The sequence below is a fragment of the Methylobacterium sp. OAE515 genome (assembly GCF_041806315.1).
Taxonomy (GTDB): domain Bacteria; phylum Pseudomonadota; class Alphaproteobacteria; order Rhizobiales; family Beijerinckiaceae; genus Methylobacterium; species Methylobacterium tardum.
Genome location: NZ_JBGMUV010000001.1, coordinates 2,545,009 through 2,568,244 on the forward strand (window position 1 = coordinate 2,545,009; position 23,236 = coordinate 2,568,244).

The window sequence follows — 23,236 nt, forward strand, 5'->3', positions numbered from 1 at the left end:
CCTGGGCGGGACCGGCCGTCGCCCTACGGCTAAGCTTTTCGCCGCGGCGGACCCGCTGGTCAGTGATCCGTGGTCCCGGCCGGGCTGCCGGCGCCGCCGCCCATAGAGCCGCCGGTGCCGCGCGGATCAGTGGTGCCCTCGCGCGGCCGACCCTTCGCGTCGTCTGCGCTACCAGTGTTCGGCTGGCTGCCGGCGCCGCTCCGGGCCCCCCGGGCTCCGGTCGGACTGCCGCTCATGCCGGCGCCCCCGCCGGCAGCGCCGCCCTGAGCCTGGGCAGTGTGGGCGCCGTCGATGAGCAGCAAAGCGGCGGCCAGGACCGCGCACACCTGTCCGGCTTTCATGGGGTGCTCCCGGTTCGATGGAACGAAGATCTCTGGTGAGATCATCGGTCAAACCGGAGGTTCGGGATGTCGTTCCCGAGTAGACACCGACCTCGGCTCGCAGATCTTCGGCGGACCAGGTGCGCGATGGCGAAACTGATCTTTGTTAAGCCGACGCTATCGAGCAACAGAGCGGCTTAGGGCCGCCGCCGAGACCATCACCTCAACGAGCGGGCTTCCGGGCAGCCGAGCGACGGGACGGGCCCAGGAGCTCGCATGTGGGATCCCGCATCGTCGATCGGCGCGCAAGCAGACGGTGCCGTCGTCTGCTCGGCTCCTCTCAACGGCTGGGCTTCATTCCGCTGACGCGGTCCGCGGCAAGGCGGATTCACCGGCGATCTGGACCACGTCGCCGGAACTCAGGAATTCCTGCGGGTTGTCGATGAGACGTTGAGCCAGGGTCACGCCGCTCTGGATCTCCACGTCGTTGCCGAGATTGCGGCCGAGCTTGACCGTTCGCAGGGCGACCCGATGATCGTCCTGCACTTCAGCCACCTGGGTGCCGTTCTTGGTGAAGAGCAGCGCCGTCGTGGGGATCCGCAGCGTGTCCGGGTTCGACGGGACGTGGAACTGCACCTCCACGAAGGCTCCCGGCCAGAGCGCGCCGTCGGGGTTGTCGGCCTGCAGCTCGACCAGACCCTTGCGTGAATCCTCCGCCACCGCGTTGGCCGTCGACGTCACCGCGGCGGAGAACGCGGCGTCCTGTCCGGGAACGTGCAGGGACGCCTTCAGTCCCGGCTTCATGACCGCCAGGAATCCCTGCGGCACGTTCACGTAGACGCGCATCCGGTGGATGTCCGAGACGCGGAACAGCGGCCGCCCCGACGTGCCGCCGGCGGTCAGGAGATCGCCGATATCGACGGCGCGTGCGGTGACGACGCCGTCGAAGGGCGCTTTGATCTGCTTGAACCGCGTCAGCTCCTCCAGGCGGCTCACGACGGCCTGTTGGACGACGAGGTTGGCCTTGGCGACGGACAGCGCCGCCGCCCGCGAGGCCGCGGTGAAGCGGTCGGTATCGCCCCGCTCCTCGCTGGACCAGCCCTGCGTGACGAGGCGGGCGGTGCGCTTGTTGGTGGCGTCGCTGAGATCCGCGTTGGCCTGGGCCTGCTGGACGGCAGCCTGGAGCTGAACCAGCGTCGCCCGGGCCTCGGCGAGCTGCTGGTCGAGATCCGGCGCCGAGATGTCGGCCAGCACCTCGTCCTTGCGGACACGGGCGCCGATATCCTTGTGCCACGCCGTCACGTAGCCGCTGGCGCGGGCGTAGAGCGACCCCGTGTAATAGGCGTTCAGAGTGCCGGGCAGCGACAGTTCCTGATCGCGTGGGCCACGCTGGGCCTGGACCACCCGGACGGTCGGGACGGCCTGCCTCTCGGTCCAGGCTTCGACCTCCTGCATGCCCTTCGCGCGGTCGGCGATGCCGGTATAGGCCAGCGCCGCGGCGCCCGCCGCGACGCCGAGCAGGAGCACGACGACCTTGCGCTTGGAGGGCGTTGGCGTCTCGACGGGGTCCATGTGTGATCCAGCTCAGACGGACGGAGTGGGAAGAGCACCGGGGAGCGACGCAGCCGCCGGGCCGCGCGCGCGGCCATGCACCATGGCGAAGACGACGGGGACGAAGAACAGCGTCGCCGTGGTGGCAAAGAGCAGGCCACCGATCACGGCGCGGCCAAGCGGCGCGTTCTGCCCCGGCTCGATCGCCATCGGGAGCATGCCGATCACCATGGCGAGCGCCGTCATGATCACCGGCCGCAGCCGCGTCGCGCCCGCCGCCAGGGCGGCGTCGAGGGCGCTCAGGCCCTCTGCGAGCTGCTCCCGGGCGAAGCTAATCACCAGGATCGAGTTGGCGGTGGCGACACCCATGCACATGATCGCGCCGGTCAGCGCCGGGACGGAGACGTGCGTCTGCGTGACGAACAGCATCCAGACGATCCCGGCGAGCGCGGCCGGCAGCGCCATGATGATGACGAACGGATCGAGCCAGGATTGGAAGTTGATCACGATCAGCAGGTAGATGAGCACGATCGAGAAGCCGAGGCCGATCAGCAGCTGCTGGTAGGCGTTCGACATGGTGACGACCTGGCCGCGCACCGCCACGGTCGAGCCCTTGGGCAGGGCGCCCTTCGTCTCGTCGATGATCCTCTGGATATCCGCGGCCGTGCCGCCGAGGTCACGGCTCTGCGCGGCGGCGAGGATGTTGACCGTGCCCATGACGTTGTAGTGCGTCACCACCGCGCTCAGCGGCTCGGGCGAGATGGTCGAGAGGCCGCCGAGGAGCTGCTCCGAGCGGGCGGCCGTGATCGGCAGGTTGTTGAGGTCGCCGAGCGTGTCGATGGAATATTGCGGCGTCTGGACTGAGACCGGGTATGAGACGCCGTTGCGCGGGTCGAGCCAGTAGGTCGGCGCTGTCTGCGTGCTGCCCGAGAGGCTTGCCTGGACACTGCTGGCCGCGTCGCCTTCGGTCAGGCCGACGACGCCGGCCAGGGCGCGGTTAAAATCGACCCGGAGCGCCGGCCCTTTCGACTGCTCCTGGATCCGCGCATCGGCGACGCCGGCGACCCGCCGGATCCGCGACAGCAGCGTGTACGCGTAGGCACGGTTGCCCTCGATGTCGTGGCCGGCGATCTGCACGTCGAAGGCTGCGGGCGAGCCGAAATTGAGGATCTGGCTGACGATATCGGCCGGCAGGAACGAGAAGGTCACGCCGGGAAATTCCCGCGGGAGGCGGCTGCGCAGGTCGCGGGTGATGGCGTCGGGGGAAACCTCACCTTCGGCCAGGGTCACCAGTATGTCGGCGTCGAATGTGCCGATCGTGCCGCTGTTGCCGTACGAGATGTTGATGCCGCTGATCGGCAGGCCGATGTTGTTGACGACGCTGATGACGCGCCCGGGCGGCAGCAGCGCGCGGACACGGTTCTCGATCCGCCCGGTCAGCGCCGTCATCTCCTCGATGCGGGTGCCGGTCGGCGCGCGGACATGCATGCGCAGGGCGTCGGATTCGATCGACGGGAAGAAGTCCCGGCCGAGATAGGGCAACAGCCCGAAAGACAGGCCGACGACGAGCAGGAACCCGCCTGCGAACAGGCGCCGGTTCGCCAGCGCAAGCGCCAGCAGGCCGAGATAGCCTTGGCGCAGGCTCTCGAACCGCCGCTCAAAACCCCTCTGGAACCGTCCGAAGAAACCCGGCTCCGCGTGCGCCCCGTCCCCGTGGGCGTGCTCCGTAAGAAGGTAGCGCGCCAGGGTCGGCACCACCGTATAGGTCAGCGCGTAGGACGCGATCATCGCGAACACGACCGCCATGGCCAGCGGCCGGAACAGGAAGCCGGCCACCCCGCCGAGCGCCAGCAGCGGCGCGAAGGCGATGCAGATGCAGAACAGCGCAATGGTCGCCGGCGGCATGATCTCCTGCGCGCCGCGGGTGATCGCCGTGACGATGTCCTCGCCGAACTCCTCCATGTGCCGATTAATGTTCTCGATCGTCACCGTCGCATCGTCGACCAGGATGCCCACCGCCAGCGCGAGGCCGCCCAGCGTCATGACGTTGATGGTCTGTCCCAGGACCGACAGGGCGATCAGCGAGCAGAGCACCGCCAGCGGGATCGATACGGTGATGATCAGGGTCGAGCGCCAGCTGCCGAGGAAGACCAGGATCATGAAACCGGTGAGCGCGGCGGCGATGAGGCCCTCGCGCACCACCGCCACCACCGACTCCTTCACGAAGCCCGACTGGTCGGCCACGTATTTCAGGTCGACGCCGGCGGGCAGGGTCGCCTGGATGGCCGGCAGCCGCGCCTTCACGCCGGCGATGATGTCGAGGGTCGAGGCGTTGCCGATCTTCAGGACCGACATCAGCACGCCCTTCTTGCCGTCGAGCTGGACGACGTTGGTCTGAGGCGGCGAGCCGTTATGAACATGGGCGACATCGCGCATGAACACCACGGCGCCGTTGACCACCTTAACCGGCAGGTCGTTGAACGCCTCGATGGTCTTGGGCGAGTCGTTCAGATCGATGATCCACTCGTAGCTGCCGATCTTCTGCGTGCCGACAGGGGTGATCAGGTTCTGCCGGGCGAGCGCCGCGCCGACATCGGCCGCCGACAGCCCGTGGGCGTGGAGCGCCGACTGGTCGAGGTCGATCTGCACCTGCCGCGCGGCACCGCCATAAGCGTAGGGAAGCTGCGCCCCCGGCACCGTGGCGAGCTGGGGCCGGATGAAGTTCATCGCCAGGTCGTTGAGGGCGGATTGCGAGAGCGTGTCGCTCGACAGGGCGAGCTGAATGATGGGCACGCTCGACGCGTTGTAGGCCAGCATCAGGGGCGGCGTGATGCCCGGCGGCAGCTGCTTCAGCTGCGTCTGTGAGATGGCGGTGACCTGGGCCTGGGCCGCCGTGATGTCGACGCTGGGCTGAAAGTAGATCTTGATGATCCCGTAGCCCGGGACCGATTGCGATTCGATGTGTTCGATATCGTTGACGGTGGTGGTCAGCGAGCGCTCGAAGACCGAGACGATCCGGCCCGACATGTCCTCAGGCGGAAGGCCGGTATATTGCCAGACGACGCTGATGACCGGGATGCCGATGCTCGGGAAGATGTCGGTCGGCGTCCGGAAGATCGACAGGACCCCGAAGATCAGGATCAGGATCGACATCACGACGAAGGTGTAGGGGCGCAAAAGCGCAAGTCGGACAATTGCGGCCATCGTTGGAGACTTGTCCGCGTCACGATCTGGGGATGAAGCTGGGGCTTCGCTCACCACCCGCATTCAGCATTTTGCATTCATCTGATCAATAGGGCAATTTGATGACCTGCCCAGCGTAATCCGGGCAGAAACGTTCCGAGACAAATTTTCTATACTTTACCTATGCGGCGGTATTATAACCCCGCACGATATTACATGATCGAATTGGCTGATGCACCATAGCACATGCCGCTATCCGTGCTACAAGCTTGTATAGAGCAGCGACTTACGCGATGGACGGATCTGTTTTCGTCGGCCTCAGCGCTCAGCGATCGTGGTGTGTTCGGGAGATGCCGTTGTCATGACATACGCGGCCAATCCCAATGGCAGAGACGCGCCGCAAACCGTGGCGCGTCACACTGCTTGGCACCAGAGCACGGGCGACCGCCTCGGATCGACATGGTCGACACGCGATCCCTGGTGGCCGGACCGGACCGCAAGATGCGTTCACGCTGCGGCAAATTCCCAGCATGGCCAGAACTCGGCGCTATAGGGCGATTGCTGACACCCCCAGGCGGGGTCGACCATCTTGGCCAAGGCCTCGCGCGCAAGTCCGGCAATCCGCGTCCGGACGTCCGGCGGGATGTTCGCCTGATCAAGGATGTCCAGGCAGGTGGAGAAGCAGGCGCGGTATTGCCCCGTATTGAATGCACTCACCGCGTACTCATCGCGCAAGCCATACGAATAGATCCAGTTCTGCAAAAACAAGGCCTCGCTGGGCGCCTTCAGGTGCAGGGCCTCCTGCGCGTAGAAGAAGGCGTGGGCGTGCTGACCACGCTGCCGAAAGAAACGACTTGCGCCGTGACGAGCTTCAGCCCGCTCCGGGCAGATCGAGATCGCTCGGTCGAAGAGAACCCGGATCTCATCCTCGGAATCCTTTAAATAATCCTTCAAATATGCAGCACTGAGTAGGCTTATATAGACTTCTTCGTGCCAAAAACCCAATTCTGACCGCTTAAGATAATGCATAATGGCTTTGCGCGGCTCGTCGCTGTCGCGGCAGCTCTGCGCGAGGTAGAAGGTGTACCGGGCGATCAGGAAGAGATCTTTCTCGTTGACGAGCGCCTTCTCAAGGATCTCAGCGTCCCGCCGATACGTTGACGCATCGCGATGGCGCGCGCCGTCATTGCCGCGCCGCATCACCAAGGACATCGGCTTCGTCCAATAGTTGTCCTCGCTATCTAGAAACTCATGCAGCACGCCGCGATAGCACCAGGTCAGAGCGTTGCTGACCAATTGAATGCGCGCGTACTCCGTGAAACGGTCCAAAATCGTGAAGGTGTACCCGGGAACATCGAGCTTTGGGACCGTATAGCCGGCCGGGATCACCAGTTCGTCATCGGCGTCGATGATCAGCGAGTAGGTGCCATGAGGGCGCGCCAAGGCGAGCGCTTCGCTCCTGTTATGGGCGAAATCGACCCAGGGTCGCTCCACTAGCCTGCCCGGCAGATCTGCCATGGCCGAGCGGATCACATCCTGCGTCCCATCGGTCGAACCCGTATCCACGATCATCCAATGATCAATGATCGGCCGGACGGAATCGAGGCAACGCCGTATGCAATGCGCCTCATTCTTGACGATCATGGAAAGACAGATTGTTTGACCGGACGTATTCATGGCGATACGCTCCTAAAGCAAAGATCCGCAAATGCTACCGGCACGCCCGAACTGCGCCATTAAGCCAAAATCGTCTCTCCCGCAAAGGAGTCATTGTTCAATTATTACAGCAATAAGGATTGATATGTCCGCTCAATGACGTTATTGTATTAGATGTTCGCGATTAAATCGCTTTCTGTAAAGTTAAGGAGAGAATGCAAAACTATATATCGACTTAAATTGTTTAAGGTTGTCGCCTCACGTCTCGAGCGTGCTTGGTTAGGAATCCGTCACCGCTAACGGGACAGTCTGAGCTTCCAGGTCTGCCTTACGCCGAGCCGGTTCAGAGCAGCGGCAGGTACCGTCGCGGCGAACGGCCTGCGGTCCCGCCGGTTCATCGCACGGGGCGCTGTTCCTCGGACAGCAATCCGATCCGGCGCAGGGGCGATCACGCGGCTCGCGTACCATGATTGAGGAGAGTGAAGTGACGACGGAGAAATCTGGGACAGCTTTGATCGCGGGCGCCAACGGCATCATCGGAAAAGCGCTGATGGAAGAACTCGGCGCCCGCTCCGATTGGACGGCCCGCGCGCTGTCGCGACACCCGCACCCGACAGTTGGTGCCATCGCGGCGGATCTCACCGATGCCGGCGCGACCCGCACGGCCCTTGCGGCGGCCGGCGACACCACGCATCTCTTCTACGCCGCCCTGGCGCCTCAGCCGAACTTGGCCGAGGAAGACCGGGTCAACGGGGCGATGCTGCGCAATCTGCTCGACGGATTAGCGGCCGTGAATGCACCGTTGCGGCGCGTCGTCTTGTATCAGGGGGCGAAGGTCTACGGAGTCCATCTCGGACCAGTGCCATCGCCCTTCTACGAGGACGACAATCCGCGTCATATCGGCCCGAACTTCTACTTCACGCAGGAAGACGAGCTGCGGGCCCGTGCGACACGTGGCGGTTCGAGCTGGTCCATCCTGCGCCCGGACGTGGTGATCGGCGACGCGGCCGGCAACGCCATGAACATCGCCATGGTGATCGGCGCCTACGCGGCCCTGTGCCGGGCGGAAGGCGCGGCCTTCCGCTTTCCCGGTCCGGCCCATGTCTACGAGGGTGTCTTCGCGCAGGTCACGGATGCCCATGCCTTGGCGCGGGCCAGCCTCTGGGCAGCGACCGCGGAATCCGCACGCGATCAGGCCTTCAACTTCGTGCACGAGCCCTTCCGCTGGCGGCGCCTCTGGGAGAAGCTCGCCGCAGCGCTGGATCTGCCCCTCGGACCGCCGGTACCGATGCGCCTGGCGGTCCATATGGCCGACAAGGCGCCGGTCTGGAATCGGCTCGTCGCCGAGCAGGACCTGAGCACCATGCCCTACGAGCGCGCCGTCGGCTGGGGCTTCGGCGACTTCGTGTTTCAAAGCGCCTTCGATCTCGTCTCCGACATGGGCAAGATCAGGCGGGCCGGCTTCGACGAGAGCGTGGACAGCGCCGCAGCCCTGCTGTCGGCAATCGGGCGCCTCCAGGCGGCGCGGGTTCTGCCGCGCTGACGCACCGTCGCCGGAAAACGGGACGGGTCATCGGGCCGCACCGTAATCGATGCAGTTGACCGGCCCCGATCAAGGCGTGAAGCTCGCGTGAGCAATGCGCCCATTGTTTGAGCCGAACGCATCCTCGTGGCTCTTCGCGCGGAGAAGGCCAGAATGGCAGAGGGATCCGATATCGCGGCGCGCATGGTGCGGCTCGAGGCGGACAACACGCGGTTGCGCCGCCTGTTGGATGAGGCGGGTGCACCGGACGGGCTCCGCCACGGCCTGCGCGACACGATGGCGATGCTTCGGGCAGTCCTGCGCCTGTCGGCCGAGACCGCAGACAGCGTCGAGAATTACGCGACCCATCTCGAGGGCCGGCTCGACGCCATCGCGCGCGTCCGGGTCACCGCCGACACCTTCGGCGAGGTCAACCTGCACACCCTGATGTCAGATGAGCTGATGATCCATCTCATCCGCGAGGGCGAGCAGGCGGCGCTCGACGGGCCGGCGGTCCGGCTCAGGCCGAAGGCTGCGCAGCTGGTGGCGCTCGCGGTCCACGAACTCTGCAGCAACGCCGTCGAGCATGGCGCCTTCGGCCTCGCGGAGGGTGAGGTCGAGGTCCGCTGGTCCATCGACGGCGTCGGCGCGACATCCGGCGGGGAGCTGACGCTCGTATGGAAGGAGACGGGCGGCGCGGGGATCGGGCCGCCGGCACGGCAGGGCTTCGGGATGCAGGTCCTGACCGAGATGCTGAGCTATGAGTTGGGCGCCAAGGTCGATCTCGCCTTCGAAGCCGATGGCCTACGGTGCACCGTGCGGTTCCCGCTGACACCACGGGTCGGACGCGTGGTGGACGAGACCGACTTCGAGGAGAACGGCGAGCCGGGCTGAGACGGCCGGCGCGCCGTCCACGCGCGGCATTCTCAGCCGATCGCCCGCGAGGCTTCCCGGACCTGACGCGTCGCCCGGTCGACCCGAACGCTCGCCTCGGCGATCGTGTCCATGCCGGATGCGATCGTCGATACGCCGTGCGACGCCGTCTGCATGCTGCCGGACATCTCACGCGTTACCGCGGATTGCTCCTCCACGGCCGCCGCAATGGTCGACGAGACCTCGTTCAACGTGCGGATCGTGCCCTGGATGACGCCGATCGCGTCCACGGCCTCGCGGGTCGCCGACTGGGTGGAGGCAATCTGGCTGCGGATCTGATCCGTCGCCCGGCCCGTCTGCTCAGCGAGGGTCTTCACCTCACTGGCCACGACCGCGAAACCGCGGCCGGCCTCACCGGCGCGGGCCGCCTCGATTGTGGCGTTGAGCGCCAGCAGGTTGGTCTGGGCGGCGATGCCAGAGATCAGGCCGACCACATCGCCGATCTGGGTCGCCTGCTCGCTCAGCCCCGCTACGATCCGTCCCGTGTGCTGCGCCTGATCGACCGCCTGTCCGGCGATCTCCGCCGCGTGGCTGACCTGCTGGCTGATCTCCCCGACGGAGACGGACAACTGCTCGGCACCCGAGGTGACCGACCGGATCTCGTTCGAGACACGCCCGACCGTCTCGGCGGCGTGATTTGTCTGCCGCGTCACATCCTCGACGGCGCGACCGATCGCGTCGAGATCGTCGCCGATCGCGCGCTGCGCTTCGGCCCGGCGCTGCCGCTCGTGGACCTGCGCGGTGATGTCGGTGGCGAACTTGACGACCCGCACGGGCCGGCCGTCCGCGTCGGTGATCGGGTTGTAGGTGGCCTGGATCCAGATCTCTCGACCGCCTTTGCCGGTGCGCCTGAACGCGCCGGATTGGAATTCCCCGCGGGCGAGCGCGGCCCAGAAGGCGCGATAGGCTTCGCCCGCTCGCTCGGCCTCGCCGACGAACAGGCTGTGATGGCGGCCGACGATCTCTTCCAGGCGGTAGCCCACGGCATCGAGGAAATTCTGATTGGCGCTCAGGATCGTTCCGTCGAGCGCGAAGGCGATCACCGCCTGCGAGCGGTGGAGCGCCATGATCTGGCCTTCGAGATCGAGGGAGCGAAGCTTATGCGCGGTGATGTCGGTGGCGAACTTGACGATCTTGACCGGCTTGCCCGCGGCATCGAGCACGGGATTGTAGGTGGCCTGGATCCAGACCTCACGGCCCCCCTTGGCGATCCGCTTGTACTCGGCGGTCTGGAACTCGCCGCGCCGCAGACCCTCCCAGAATGCGCGGTAGGCCGCGCTCTCGCGCTGCGCGGGTTCGACGAACAGGCTGTGATGACGGCCGCGGATCTCATCGAGGGTGTAGCCCATCGCGGCGAGGAAATTCGCGTTGGCGTCCAGGATGGTTCCGTCGAGCGCGAATTCGATTGTGGCGAGCGACCGGCTCAAGGCGGCCAGCTTGGCATACTGATCCCGGCGGCCTTTGAGGCGCTCGAACATGATGGTCTCCCTGTGCGCAACCCGCTGGTGCGACGAAAGCGCACCTTGACGGTTGCGGCATGATTGTAAGCCGCTCGAAAAAAGCTATCTATGTTAGCAAGTTCGATATCAGCTTCACTGAAACTCTTCTTGAGTTCGATCTACGGCGATTTTCTTGCCTAAGTGTTAAAGCGACTCTCGACTATCTTGATTTTAGTAATTCCGCCCGCTTGCCCAGAAATCAACGTGACCAATCCGTCACTCATCCAGCGATTGCATTATCTTATCTTAGGTTGGTCCCACCCACTACCTCGGGTTGGTGGTGGACGGACGCGCTACGTGTGGGTTGAGGAAACCAGTACCGCCCCCCAAAATAGGTCGCCACTTTATAGTTTTTCGCCCATATCCAGCGTATGAAATTAGTAAATTTGACAATCGATGTGTTGCTTGCCTCTCCGATAGTGCACCAAAGATAGCAGAGATAGATTGAGTCGAATGACGGATTGTATGCCGATCAATTATTTGTGTGCTCGAAGTAACGCATCGGTGATCAACCGTCGCGGCTGACCGTCGCCTCGATCCGCCCATAGGGTTGGTCGGTCGGCAGGAAAACGGTACCGGGATTGTCCAGGCTGAAGGCTGTCAGGTCGATGGGAATGTAGTGCTTGTTCGGCATCACGAAGGTGATCTCGCTGATGTCTTGCACGGCTGCGAGCGCGGCCTCGCCCATCCTGTACATACTGTCCTGCACGCCGCGACTGTAAGTAGTACCGAAGACGGCCAGCAGCGTCGCGAGAATCCGTGCATTCGCGGTTTCGCACGCGGCGGGCACGGTCGCCCACGTCCAAGTCGCGTCCATGCTGGTGGCCGCGATGCGGTCGGTGGTGTCCGGCAACGTTCGGTACTGGTCGTCGACGAAGCCGGCCCAGCCCGACTGCGTGGTCTTCATGAAGGTGTAGCCGTGCAGGCCGGAACGCAGGGTCGATCCGGCCCGGTCGGTCTTGAGCGCGACGAAGCCGACGCCGTTCCCGTCCCGCGTGAAGGTTTGGCCGTGCGGTTGACCGTCGATGCTGTGGCGCAGCCAGCGCGTTTCCTCGGCCTCGATCGCGACCGTCTCGATTTGCGGGTAGGTGTCGAGCAGAACCCGCGCGACGGCGGCCACGAACGCCTCCTTGTCGAGGGCAAGATTCCGGGCCGCCGTGACGTTGACGATGTTCTTGATGCTGTCGGTGGCGATGCAGGCGCGGTTGTCGCCCTCGGTCCAGGCGGCATCGAATCGGCCGGTCAGCATCACCGAGAGCGTCAGCTCGCGCGGCGTATGGTGGTCACCGTCGCGGGTGAGACGCATCACCCGGACCTGTTCCTTGCCGTAGCGCGACGCGATCAGGGGCATAGGCAGTCTCCGGCGGAGGCGGTGGGCGCCGTCTAGCTTAGGGCGGGAGTGAGCGCGGGTCCAAAATCCATGCGCTCGCATATAGGTCTGGGATGACTTGACCGCGGCGGCGCAGCGGCAGCCATATTGCGAGGCTGAAGCTCTCCGGTCGCCCGGCAGACGAGAGAGGAATGGACCTCAACACCATCGAGACGGTTCTCCGACCGCGCAGCCGGTCCGACTTGCCCGCGTGGCGGGCCGGCGACGCGTGCCTCGCGGGCGGGACGTGGCTGTTCTCCGAGCCGCAGGATGAAACGCGGCGCCTCGTTGACCTCGCGAGCCTCGCGTGGCCGCCGCACGCGATCGACGCGGACGGTCTGGTTCTCGCCGCAACCTGCACCTTCGCGCAGCTCGACCGCCTGGACCTGCCGCCGGCCTGGATCGCGGCACCGCTCGTGGGGCAATGCTGCCGCGCCCTGCTCGGCTCGTTCAAAATCTGGAACACCGCCACTGTCGGCGGCAATCTTTGCCTCGCGCTGCCGGCAGGGCCCATGATCGCGCTCGCCACCGCGCTGGAGGCGACCTGCGCGATCTGGTCCGCGGATGGAGGCGCGCGGCACGTGCCCGTCGAGGACTTCATCCTCGGTGCCCAGCGCAATGCCCTGAATCCGGGCGAGATCCTGCGCAGCCTGTCGATGCCGGCCGCCGCCCTGATGCGCAGGACCGCGTTCCGGCGGATCAGCCTCAGCCCGAACGGGCGGTCGGGGGCTCTGCTGATCGGGACACGGGATCCGGCCGGCGGCTTCGCGCTTACCGTCACCGCCTCCGTCCGGCGCCCGGTACGTCTCGTCTTCGCCGGACTGCCCGAGCGCGCGGAGGTCGAGACCGCTCTCGAGCAGGCGATCCCCGACGCTCTCTACCATGACGATGTCCACGGACGGCCGGACTGGCGCCGCCACGTCACCCGGCACCTCGCCGGCGAGATCCGCGACGCGCTCGCGGCGGACGCTGGCCGATGCGGCTGACCGTCAACGGCCTCGCGCAGGAGCGCGAGCCCCGCCCGGGGCAATGCCTGCGCACGTATCTCCGCGAGGCGGGCTGGTTCGGCGTGAAGAAGGGCTGCGACGCGGGCGATTGCGGCGCCTGCACCGTCCATCTCGATGGCGAGCCGGTCCATAGCTGTCTGATCCCCGCCTTCCGCGCCGAGGAGCGGAGCGTAACGACGATCGAGGGCCTCGCGGGTCCTTGCCGTCCGGAGGAGACCGAGCCGACATCGTTCCATCCGATGCAGGCGGCCTTCCTTGCGGCGCAGGGCTTCCAGTGCGGGTTCTGCACCCCGGGCATGATCATGACGGCTGCGGCCCTGGATCAGGGCCAGAGGCAGGATCTCGGCACCGCCCTCAAGGGCAACCTCTGCCGCTGCACCGGCTACCGCGCCATCCGCGACGCCATTGCGGGCGCCGCGCACGCGGTGGCAGCGGGGTCCGACCCCGATCCGGTCGGCCGGAACGTGGCCGCGCCGGCCGCGCCGCTCGTGGTGGCCGGGAGGGCCGGCTTCACACTCGACGGGCAGCCGACCGATGCGCTGCATCTGAAAGTCCTGCGCTCGCCGCACGCCCATGCCCGCATCGTGGCCATCGACGACGCGGCGGCGCGCGCCGTCCCGGGCGTGATCGCGGTGCTGACCCATACGGACGCGCCGGCGGGCCGGTTCTCCACCGGCCGCCACGAGGATCCGCGGGACGACGCAGCAGATACCCGCGTCCTCGATTCGATTCTGCGTTTCGTCGGGCAGCGGGTCGCGGCCGTGGTCGCCGAGACCGAGGCTGCTGCGGAAGCCGGCTGCCGGGCACTGCGCGTGACCTACGAGGTCCGCCCGGCGCTCATCGACCCCGATCGCGCCCTCGCGCCCGACGCGCCGCGGGTCCACGATCCACGCGACCGGCCGGGCGAGGACGCCGCGCCGCACGGGCTTCACCCGAACCTCGCCGCGGAGGTGCACGGCGAGGTCGGCGATGTGGAGGCGGCCTTCGCCGCGGCCGATTTCGTCTACGCGGACACGTTCCATTCGCAGCGCCTGCAGCACGCGGCCCTTGAGACGCATGGCTGCCTGGGCTGGCGTGCCGAGGACGGCCGCCTGACGCTCCGGACGAGCACACAGGTCCCGTTCCTGACCCGCGACGCCCTCTGCGACCTGTTCGGCCTTGAGCGGGACGCGGTGCGCGTCCTCTGCGGCCGGGTCGGCGGCGGCTTCGGCGGCAAGCAGGAGATGCTCACCGAGGATCTCGTCACGCTGGCGGTCCTGCGGACCGGCCGTCCGGTGCGCTGGGAGCTGACCCGCCAGGAGCAGTTCACCGCGACCACGACCCGCCACCCAATGCGCGTGGCCGTGAAGATCGGCGCCCGCCGGGACGGGACACTCACGGCGATCAGCCTCGACGTACTGTCCGACACGGGGGCCTACGGCAATCACGCGGGCGGCGTGATCCACCACGGCTGCAACGAGGTTCTGGCTGCCTACGCCTGCCCGAACAAGCGGGTCGATGGCTACGCGGTCTACACCCATACGCTGCCATCCGGCGCTTTTCGGGGCTACGGCCTCAGCCAGACGATCTTCGCCCTCGAATCCGCGCTGGACGAGGTCGCCCGCGGACTCGGGATCGATCCGTTCGCCCTGCGCCGGATCAATGCCGTGAAGACCGGCGACGCCATGGTCTCGAACAGTCTGGAGCCGCACGACGTGGTGTTCGGCAGCTACGGCCTCGACCAGTGCCTGACCCTGGTCGAGGACGCCCTGCGGGCCGATCCCGGGCCGGAGCCGGAGTCCGGGTGGCTCAGCGGGACCGGCATGGCGATGGCGATGATCGACACGATCCCGCCCCGCGGCCATCACGCCGACGCGCGGGTCAGCCTCGACGCCGACGGGAACTACACCGTCCGGGTCGGCACGGCCGAATTCGGCAACGGCACCAGCACGGTGCACCGGCAGATCGCGGCCTCGGCGCTGAACGTCGTCCCGGAGCGCGTGCGCGTCGCCGGCGCGGACACCGATGCGGTCGGCCACGATACCGGCGCCTATGGCAGCACCGGCACGGTGGTGGCGGGCCTCGCGACGCTCCGCGCCGCCGAGGCGCTCGCGGCGCGGATCCGGGCGCGGGCCGCAGACATGTCGGGTACGGCCCCGGAGACCTGCCGCCTCACCGGCGAGACCGTGGTGACGGCGAGCGGATCGCTCAGGCTCGCGGCTCTCGGCCCGCTCGATGCGCCGGGCCGCGCGGACGGCACACCGCGCTCGGTATCGTTCAACGTTCAGGGCTTCCGTGTCGCCGTCCACCCGGTCAGCGGCGAAGTCCGGATCCTGAGGAGCGTCCATGCCGCCGATGCCGGCCGCGTCATCAATCCGATGCAGTGCCGCGGCCAAGTCGAGGGCGGCGTCGCGCAAGCGATCGGCGCGGCGCTCTACGAGGATGTCCGGATCGATGCGGCGGGGCAGGTCGTGACACAGGCGTTCCGCGACTACCACATCCCGGCCTGCGCCGACGTACCGGACACCGAGGTGCTGTTCGCCGAGACCCATGACAGCGTCGGCCCGCTCGGTGCCAAGTCGATGAGTGAATCGCCCTTCAATCCCGTCGCGGCGGCGCTCGGCAACGCCATCCGCGATGCGACCGGCATCCGGCTCACCGACACGCCCTTCGCGGCCGACAGGATCTACCGGGCCGTGGCGGCCGGACGGAGCGGGGATCAGGAATGGACTTGAAGCGCGACGTGGTTCCACTGGCCCCGGGCGCTTCCGGATTCCTCGAGCGCACCTTCCGGCTCGCCGAGCACGGCACGAGCGTGCGCACCGAGCTGCTCGCCGGCCTGACCACCTTCCTGACGATGGCCTACATCGTCTTCATCAATCCGAGCATCCTGGCGGATGCTGGCATGCCCCGAGGCGCGGTCTTCGTGGCCACCTGCTTGGTGGCGGCGCTCGGCTCGATGATCATGGCGCTGTACGCCAATTATCCGATCGCCCTCGCGCCGGGGATGGGGCTCAACGCCTACTTCACCTACGTCGTGGTCCAGGGCCTGGGCTTCTCGTGGCAGGCGGCGCTGGGGGCGGTGTTCATCTCCGGCCTGTGCTTCCTGGTCGTCACGCTCACCGGCCTGCGGGCGCTCATCGTCGACGGGATCCCGCCGTCGATGCGCATCGCCATCACGGTGGGGATCGGCCTGTTCCTGGCGATCATCGCGCTGAAGAACGCCGGCCTCGTCGCGGCGAGCCCGGCGACCTTCGTCACCCTGGGCGACCTGCACAAGCCCGAGGCCATTCTGGCGGTCATCGGCTTCCTGATGGTCGCCGTACTGTCCGCCCGGAAGGTGCGGGCGGCGCTGCTCTCCAGCATCCTGACCGTGACGGTGCTGAGCTTCGTCTTCGCGGGCAACACCTTCCAGGGCATCGTCTCGCTGCCGCCCTCGCTCGCCCCGACGCTGTTCGCCCTGGACACCACGGGTGCCCTTTCGGCAGGGCTGCTCAACGTGATCCTGGTGCTGTTCCTCGTCGAGCTGTTCGACGCCACCGGCACGCTGATGGGCGTGGCGGGCCGCGCCGGGCTGCTGACCGCGGGCCGGATGCGCCGCCTCGACCGGGCGCTGATGGCCGATTCCGCCGCGGTCTTCGCGGGCTCGCTGCTCGGCACGTCGAGCACCACCGCCTACCTGGAGAGCGCCTCGGGCGTGGAGGAGGGCGGCCGCACCGGCCTGACCGCCGCGACGGTGGCGGTGCTGTTCCTGGCCTGCCTGTTCTTCGCCCCGCTGGCCGCCGCGGTCCCGCCCTACGCCACGGCGCCGGCCCTGTTCTACGTGGCCTGCCTGATGCTGCGCGAGCTGGTGGAGCTCGACTGGGACGATCTCACCGAGGTCGTGCCGGCCTGCGTGACCGCGCTGCTGATGCCCTTCACCTACTCGATCGCCACCGGCGTCTCGTGCGGCTTCATCACCTACGCAGCGCTCAAGCTCCTCGCCGGTCGCGCCCGGGACGTGAAGCCGATCGTCTGGGTGATCGCGGCCGTGTTCCTGTTCAAGTTCGTCGAGACCGGCGGGGCCCATTGATGGCCGGCGCCGCCTGTGCCGAGCCGATGCGGTCCGCGGCCTTGCGGGGACGCGCCGCGAGCCTCACCGGAAACCCGTTCCGGGCCGAGGGCTGCCTGCATCACGTCGAGGACGCGCTGATCCTGATCGAGGACGGCCGGATCGCGGCGTTCGGCCCCTACGCCGACACGATCGGCCGCGTGCCCGAGGGCGTGCCGGTGACGGAATACGCGAACGCCCTGATCCTGCCGGGCCTGATCGACACGCACGTCCACTACCCGCAGCTTCAGATGATCGCGTCGTACGGCGAGCAGCTGCTGGCCTGGCTCGACAAGTACACCTTCCCGGCCGAGCTGGAATTCGCCGATCAGGCCCATGCCGAGCGGGTCGCGAAGCTGTTCTTCCGCGAGATCCTGGGCGCCGGCACCACCACGGCGGCGGTCTACTGCACGGTCCACCCCGGCTCGGTGGAGGCGTTCTTCGCGGAATCCGAGCGCTTCAACACCCGGATGGTCGCCGGCAAGGTGCTGATGGACCGCAACGCCCCCGCGGCCCTGCTCGACACGGCCCAGCGCGGCTACGACGAGAGCCGGGCCCTGATCGCGCGCTGGCACGGGCGCGGCCGCCAGCTCTACGCCGTGACGCCGCGGTTCGCCCCCTCCTGCACGCAGGCGCAGCTCGACGCCGCCGGCGCGCTGCTCGCCGAGCATGATGGGCTCTTCCTGCAGACCCACCTGTGCGAGACCACCGACGAGGTCGCCTGGGTGATGGACCTGTTCCCGGATCGGGCGAGCTACCTCGACGTCTACGCCCGCGCGGGACTGGTCAGGCCACGCTCGGTCTTCGGCCACGCGATCCATGTGAGCGAGGACGATCTCTGCACCTGTCACCAGGCGGGGGCGGCGCTCGCCCATTGCCCGACCTCGAACGGTTTCCTCGGCAGCGGCCTGTTCCGCCTGTTCGACGCGCAGGATCCGCGGCGGCCGGTGCGGGTCGGCCTCGGCACGGATGTCGGAGCCGGCACGACCCTGTCGCTGCTGAAGACGCTGGGCGACGCCTACAAGGTCGCCGCCCTGCAGGGGACCAAGCTCGACGCGCTGCGGGCCTTCTGGCTCGCGACGCTGGGCGGGGCGGAGGCCCTGCGCCTCGACGACCGGATCGGCCGCATCGCCCCGGGCTACGAGGCCGATCTCTGCGTCCTCGACCTCGGCGCGACCCCGCTCCTCGGCTTCCGCACCGGGACCTGCCGGGACATCGAGGAGCTGCTCTTCGTCCTGATGATCCTCGGCGACCACCGCACCGTGCGGGCGACCTGGGTGGCCGGCGAATGCGTCTACGACAACCGGCGCACCGGCGATCCGCTGCGCTACCCGCCGGTCACCGCCGCGTAGAGGGCCGCCGTGTCCCGGGCACCGCGCAGCGCCGCCGCGGTCTCGGGATCGCGCAGACGCCGCGCCACGCAGGCGAGGGCGTTCAGCGGCTCGTGCCGGGCGGGCGCGGGCAGGAGCAGCAGGAAGACGAGATCGACCGGGTTGTCGTCGACCGCCTCGAAATCGATCGGCTCGCGCAGGCGCGCGAGGGTCCCGTACGGCCGGGAGACGGCCTCGAGCCGGGCATGCGGCAGCGCGATGCCGTCGCCGATCCCGGTCGAGCCCAGATTCTCACGCCGGGCGAGCGCCGGAAGGATCGCGTCCAGGCCGATGCCGAGGGCCGTCGCGGCGCGCCGGGCTAGGTCTTCGAGCAACGCGTTCTTGGTGGCGGCGCGCAGGCCGACGAGTACGTCGGACGGCGCGAGGAGTTCGTCGACCCTCATCGCGCGGGGCAGCCGGTGCTCAGAAGCTTCATCCGATCCTCGGTGTCAGGGCGCGGCCACGCCGTCGGCGGCGCGCGGCGCCGGCTCGTCGTCGGGCGCGCGCAGGCGGTAGCCGACGCCGGTCTCGGTCAGCAAGATCCGGGGACGCTCGGGATCCGCCTCCAGCTTCTGGCGAAGCTGGCGCACGTAGACGCGCAGGTATTGCGGGTCCGATGAGGACGAGACCGAGCGCATGAGCTGGGCGTGCGTCAGCACCTTGCCGGCATGCAGCACCAGGACGCGCAGGAAGTCGTATTCCCGGGGCGTCAGCTTCACCTCGGCTTCGTCGATCTTGACGATGCGCCGGATCAGATCGACCGAGAGGTTGTCGACGCGGAAGATCGGTCGCTCCCCCCGGGCGGCGAGCTGGTGCCGCATGGCGGCACGCAGGCGCGCCAGCAGCTCCGCCATGCCGAACGGCTTGGTCACGTAGTCGTTGGCACCGAGATCCAGCGCCTCGACCTTGCCGCCCTCGTCGTCGCGGCTCGACAACACGACGACGGGCAGGTCGGGATGACTCGCCCGGACCGTCCGCAGCAGGTCGTGACCGCGCATGTCGGGCAGGCCGAGGTCGAGGATCACGAGATCGACGCCCTCGCGGCCGAGCAGCGCCAGGGCGGACCGGGCATCGGGCGCTTCCAGGACGGCGTAGCCCTGTGTGGCGAGGCCCATGCGCAGGAGCTTGCGGATCGGTGGCTCGTCGTCGACGACCAGAACCTTCGGACTCATGCGGCGATGTCCCTGGGCGCGCTGCGGGCGGGGACCGGCAGAGCGATGGTGAAGCAGGCGCCGCTTCGATCGCGCCGGTTCGCGGCCGTGACGGTCCCGCCCATCGCCTCGACGAAGCCGCGGGAGATGGCGAGCCCCAGACCGGTTCCGGCCCGGACCCGGTCGCCCTTCCGGACGCGGTAGAACTTGTCGAACACCCGCTCGACTTCCGCCTCGGGCAGGCCTTCGCCCTCGTCCAGCACGGCGATCCGGACCCGGTCGTCCTCCCGCCGCGCCCGGACCGTCACGGTCGAGCCTCCGGGCGCGTATTTCGCGGCGTTGTCGAGGAGATTGACCAAAACCTGCTCGAACAGGACCGGGTCGAGCGCCAGCGCCGGCAGGTCGGGATCCACCGCCACGGCGACGCGGTGGTCGGCGAGGATCTTCTGCGTCCGGCGCAGGGCGGTGTCGACGGTCTCGGCCACGTCCTGCGCGGAGAGGTTCGGCGCCACCGCGCCGGCCTCCAATCGGGTCATGTCGAGGAGGTTCGCGATGAAGCGGTTGAGCCGCTCCGACTCCTCGATGATCGTCGCCAGCAGCTCCGCCTTCGCGTCCGCGGGCAGCGCCGCCTCGAGGTCGCGCAGCGTGCTCGCCGCGCCCAGAACCGAGGCGAGGGGCGTGCGCAGGTCGTGGCTGATCGAGGTCAGCAGCGCCTGGCGCAGACGGTCCGTCTCCGCGGCGCGCTCGGCCCGGTCGAGATCTTCCACGAGCCGGACCCGCTCGATGGCGAGCGCGCCCATGTCGGCCAGGGCGTCGAGGAGGCGGCGGCCCTCCGGCGACAGGATCGGCCCGGTGCCGTCGGAATCGAGGCCGATCACCCCGATCGTGCCGCGCCCGGTCCGCATCGGCAGGAACAGCCGCTTGGCGCCGGGCAGCGTGTCGGCGCCGCGGCCCGCGGGCCGGTCGTTGGCGAAAGCCCAATGCGCGGCCGCGAGGTCGGCCTCGTCGAGCATGTCCTCCGGCGGGTAGCCGGCCCGGACGGTGACGGCCTGACCATCGGGCAGGAGCAGAACGACACGCACCTTCAGCATCGCGGCGACCTGGGCGCAGGTGGCCCAGAGCACGTCGTCGAGGGTTCCGCAGGCGGCGAGCTTGCGCGAGAAGCCGAACAGCCGCTCGGTGGCCCGCGCGCGGCCCTGGCTGACCACCGCCACCCGGCGGGCGCGGGCGGCGAGGTTCGAGACCAGCACCGCCACCAGCGTGAACAGCAGGAAGGCGGCGACGTTGGTCGGGTCGGCGATGGTCAGCGTGTAGACCGGCGGCAGGAAGAAGAAGTTGTAGGCAAGCGAGCCCGCCACCACGGCGGCGAGGGCCGGCCCGAGCCCCCAGCGCACCGCGACCGCGACGACAGCGGTCAGCAGGAAGAGATCGGCATTCTCGACGCCCGCATAGGGCTGGGCGAGGATCGCCGCGCCGAGTCCCGCGGCGACCGCCGCCAGGGCGATGACATAGGGCCGCGCCTCGAAGCTGGACCGCGGAGCGGCCAAAGCCACGGCGCGGCGCGGCTGCGTTTCGTCCGGCACGGCCTCGCCGGGGACCACGTGCACGCTGATATTGCCGCTGCGCCGCACGAGATCGTGCACCACCGAACCGTTCACGAGCTCAAACAGCCACGACCGGTTCGCCTTGCCGACGACGATGTGGTTGACGTTGGCGGAGCGGGCATAGTCGAGCACGTCGTCGGCGATCCGGCGTCCGCCCGGCAGTGTGACGGCGTCGCCGCCGAGCCGGTCGGCGAGCCGCAGGGCCTCGGCGATCCGGTCGCGCTCCGCCTCGCTCAGGGCGGCCGCCCGCGCGCCCTCGATCGAGAGCGCCGTCCAGGGTGCGTGCAGGCGGTCGGCCAGGCGCTTTGCGTAGCGCACGAGGCCGGAGGAGCGAGGATCCTCGTTCACGCAGACCAGCACGCGCTCGCCGGCCGCCCAGGGGCCCGCGATGGCGTTGGCCCGCATATGGCTGAGGAGCTCGTCGTCGACGCGGTCGGCGGTGCGCCGGAGTGCCAGCTCGCGCAAAGCCGTCAGGTTACCGCGAGAGAAGTAGTGCTTCAGGGCGCGCTCGGCGTGGGTTGGGACGTAGACCTTGCCGTCCCTCAGGCGCTGGATCAGGTCGTCGGGGTTGAGGTCGACCACCTCGATGTCGTCGGCCCGGTCGAGGACGCCATCCGGCACCGTCTCGCGCACCCGGATGCGGGTGATCGACGCGACCACGTCGTTGAGGCTCTCGACATGCTGGATGTTGAGCGTCGTCAGGACGTCGATGCCGGCGTCGAGCAGCTCCTCGACGTCCTGGAAGCGCTTCGGGTGGCGCGAGCCCGGCGCGTTGGTGTGGGCGAGTTCGTCGACCAGCGCGAGAGCCGGCCGGCGGGCGAGCAGCGCGTCGAGGTCCATCTCCTCCAGGACGGTGCCGTGATACGGCACGGCGCGGCGAGGGATCGTCTCGAACCCGTCGAGCAGGGCCTCGGTCTCTGCGCGGCCGTGCGTCTCGACCACGCCGACCACGACGTCGAGCCCGGCCTTCATCCGGGCCCGGCCGATGGTCAGCATCTCGTAGGTCTTGCCGACGCCGGGGGCGGCGCCGAGGAAGACCTTGAGCCGGCCGCGCGTCCGCTCCTCCCGGCGCACCGCTTCGAGCAGGGCATCGGGCGAGGGGCGGGCAGGGTCGCGACCGGTCTCGGGCATGATCGCCATCTTAGCAAAACACCGCGGATATCGCGGGATCGTCGCGTCATTGCGGGCGGAGCGAAGCAATCCAGGGCAGCGGGACGCCGGGGGACGTGGCGCGACTGGGTTGCTCCGCTCGGAAAGACGAAGCGGAATTTTCGACACGCCATTTCGAGGTCCGCCCAAGGGATCGGGCCTCACGCGCCGTGTCCGTGAGACCAATCGGCAACGATCCGACCTGACGGTGTGTCCCGAGCTGATATCGAGCTCGCGTCAGCGGGCGGCGAGCTCGTCGACCGCCAGGTTCAGCGCCAGGACATTGACGCGCGGCTCACCCAGAATGCCGAGCGTGCGGCCCTCGATGCGCGACGTCACGAGATCGCGCACGCGCTCCTCCGGGATGTTTCGGGCCTTGGCGATCCGGGGAACCTGGAAGTAGGCGCCCTCGGGCGAGATGTCCGGGTCGAGGCCGGACCCGCTGGTCGTGACGAGGTCGATAGGGACCTGCGCGCCCGGATTCTCGGCCTTCAGCGCCTCGACGTCGCCTTTCACCCGCTCGGCCAAGGCCGCGCTGGTCGGGCCGAGATTCGAGCCGGAGGAGTTCGCCGCGTTGTAGGGCGCCGGCACCGTCTTCGCGGCGTCGGCGGGGTCCGGCGCCGTCGTGGCCGAGGGCCGGCCGTGGAAGTAGCCGGCGCCGGTGAAGTTCTGGCCGATCAGACTTGAGCCGATGACCGTGCCGTCGCGCTCGATCAGGCTTCCGGCGGCCTTGGCGGGGAAGATCACTCCCGCGAGGCCGGTCATGGCGAGGGGGTAGGCGAGGCCGGTGATCACCGTCAACGCGGTGAGCAGGACCAGGGCGGGGCGAAGCTGTCTGAGCATGGCGGATCTC

The 23,236-nt window shown here is 68.2% G+C and carries 16 protein-coding genes; 6 read left to right on the forward strand and 10 right to left on the reverse strand.

Annotated elements, in window-relative coordinates; genetic code table 11:
• Positions 1 to 59: 59 nt before the first annotated feature.
• The 4 genes from ABIE45_RS12450 to ABIE45_RS12465 all read right to left on the reverse strand — a co-directional run bounded on the left by ABIE45_RS12450 (position 60) and on the right by ABIE45_RS12465 (position 6,731).
• A complete protein-coding gene (locus ABIE45_RS12450) occupies positions 60 to 341 on the reverse strand; it encodes a hypothetical protein (RefSeq protein ID WP_192706999.1) in 282 nt (93 codons plus the stop codon).
• A 333-nt stretch (positions 342 to 674) separates the two neighbouring features.
• The gene (locus tag ABIE45_RS12455) at positions 675 to 1,892 is read right to left on the reverse strand and encodes an efflux RND transporter periplasmic adaptor subunit (RefSeq protein ID WP_192707000.1); all 1,218 of its coding nucleotides are present in this window, start codon (positions 1,890 to 1,892) and stop codon (positions 675 to 677) included.
• A gap of 12 nt (positions 1,893 to 1,904) precedes the next feature.
• The gene (locus ABIE45_RS12460; RefSeq protein ID WP_192707001.1) at positions 1,905 to 5,075 is read right to left on the reverse strand and encodes an efflux RND transporter permease subunit; all 3,171 of its coding nucleotides are present in this window, start codon (positions 5,073 to 5,075) and stop codon (positions 1,905 to 1,907) included.
• 486 nt (positions 5,076 to 5,561) lie between these two features.
• Entirely contained in the window at positions 5,562 to 6,731 is a 1,170-nt protein-coding gene (locus ABIE45_RS12465) for a glycosyltransferase (RefSeq protein ID WP_192707002.1), read from the reverse strand.
• A 463-nt stretch (positions 6,732 to 7,194) separates the two neighbouring features.
• Here ABIE45_RS12465 and ABIE45_RS12470 point away from each other — a divergent pair, with 463 nt between their 5' ends.
• Entirely contained in the window at positions 7,195 to 8,253 is a 1,059-nt protein-coding gene (locus ABIE45_RS12470; protein ID WP_373622321.1) for an SDR family oxidoreductase, read from the forward strand.
• Between the two features lie 153 nt (positions 8,254 to 8,406).
• The gene (locus ABIE45_RS12475; RefSeq protein WP_192707004.1) at positions 8,407 to 9,126 is read left to right on the forward strand and encodes an HWE histidine kinase domain-containing protein; all 720 of its coding nucleotides are present in this window, start codon (positions 8,407 to 8,409) and stop codon (positions 9,124 to 9,126) included.
• Between the two features lie 32 nt (positions 9,127 to 9,158).
• On the opposite strand, the gene ABIE45_RS12480 is transcribed toward ABIE45_RS12475, so the two are convergent.
• The gene (locus ABIE45_RS12480; RefSeq protein WP_192707005.1) at positions 9,159 to 10,643 is read right to left on the reverse strand and encodes a PAS domain-containing protein; all 1,485 of its coding nucleotides are present in this window, start codon (positions 10,641 to 10,643) and stop codon (positions 9,159 to 9,161) included.
• A gap of 529 nt (positions 10,644 to 11,172) precedes the next feature.
• The gene (gene pucL, locus ABIE45_RS12485; RefSeq protein ID WP_192707006.1) at positions 11,173 to 12,015 is read right to left on the reverse strand and encodes a factor-independent urate hydroxylase; all 843 of its coding nucleotides are present in this window, start codon (positions 12,013 to 12,015) and stop codon (positions 11,173 to 11,175) included.
• A gap of 170 nt (positions 12,016 to 12,185) precedes the next feature.
• Between pucL and ABIE45_RS12490 the strand changes: the two genes are divergently transcribed.
• From ABIE45_RS12490 to guaD, 4 genes are read left to right on the forward strand one after another with little or no spacing between them, the layout of a single operon-like run.
• The gene (locus tag ABIE45_RS12490) at positions 12,186 to 13,019 is read left to right on the forward strand and encodes an FAD binding domain-containing protein (protein WP_192707007.1); all 834 of its coding nucleotides are present in this window, start codon (positions 12,186 to 12,188) and stop codon (positions 13,017 to 13,019) included.
• Positions 13,010 to 15,754, forward strand: a complete 2,745-nt coding sequence (locus ABIE45_RS12495; RefSeq protein ID WP_192707008.1) for a molybdopterin cofactor-binding domain-containing protein — start codon at positions 13,010 to 13,012, stop codon at positions 15,752 to 15,754. The genes ABIE45_RS12490 and ABIE45_RS12495 overlap by 10 nt, the downstream gene beginning before the upstream one ends.
• The gene (locus ABIE45_RS12500) at positions 15,745 to 17,091 is read left to right on the forward strand and encodes an NCS2 family permease (protein WP_192707009.1); all 1,347 of its coding nucleotides are present in this window, start codon (positions 15,745 to 15,747) and stop codon (positions 17,089 to 17,091) included. Before ABIE45_RS12495 ends, ABIE45_RS12500 begins: the two co-directional genes overlap by 10 nt.
• Positions 17,091 to 18,461 (forward strand): guanine deaminase, encoded by a 1,371-nt coding sequence (guaD, locus tag ABIE45_RS12505; protein ID WP_373622322.1) that lies wholly within the window; start codon positions 17,091 to 17,093, stop codon positions 18,459 to 18,461. Before ABIE45_RS12500 ends, guaD begins: the two co-directional genes overlap by 1 nt.
• Here the strand turns inward: guaD and ABIE45_RS12510 are convergent.
• From ABIE45_RS12510 to ABIE45_RS12525, 4 genes are all read right to left on the reverse strand, one after another.
• Positions 18,437 to 18,883 carry a PTS sugar transporter subunit IIA gene (locus tag ABIE45_RS12510; RefSeq protein ID WP_192707010.1) on the reverse strand — a complete coding sequence of 149 codons (447 nt, stop codon included), beginning with the start codon at positions 18,881 to 18,883 and terminating at the stop codon, positions 18,437 to 18,439. The two genes, guaD and ABIE45_RS12510, sit on opposite strands and share 25 nt — an antisense overlap.
• 45 nt (positions 18,884 to 18,928) lie before the next feature.
• Positions 18,929 to 19,651 (reverse strand): response regulator transcription factor, encoded by a 723-nt coding sequence (locus tag ABIE45_RS12515; RefSeq protein ID WP_192707011.1) that lies wholly within the window; start codon positions 19,649 to 19,651, stop codon positions 18,929 to 18,931.
• Complete coding sequence (locus ABIE45_RS12520) at positions 19,648 to 22,365, reverse strand: sensor histidine kinase KdpD (RefSeq protein ID WP_192707012.1); 2,718 nt, start codon at positions 22,363 to 22,365, stop codon at positions 19,648 to 19,650. Before ABIE45_RS12520 ends, ABIE45_RS12515 begins: the two co-directional genes overlap by 4 nt.
• 255 nt (positions 22,366 to 22,620) lie before the next feature.
• On the reverse strand, positions 22,621 to 23,226 hold the full coding sequence (locus tag ABIE45_RS12525; RefSeq protein ID WP_192707013.1) for a K(+)-transporting ATPase subunit C: 606 nt from the start codon (positions 23,224 to 23,226) through the stop codon (positions 22,621 to 22,623).
• Positions 23,227 to 23,236 lie beyond the last annotated feature (10 nt).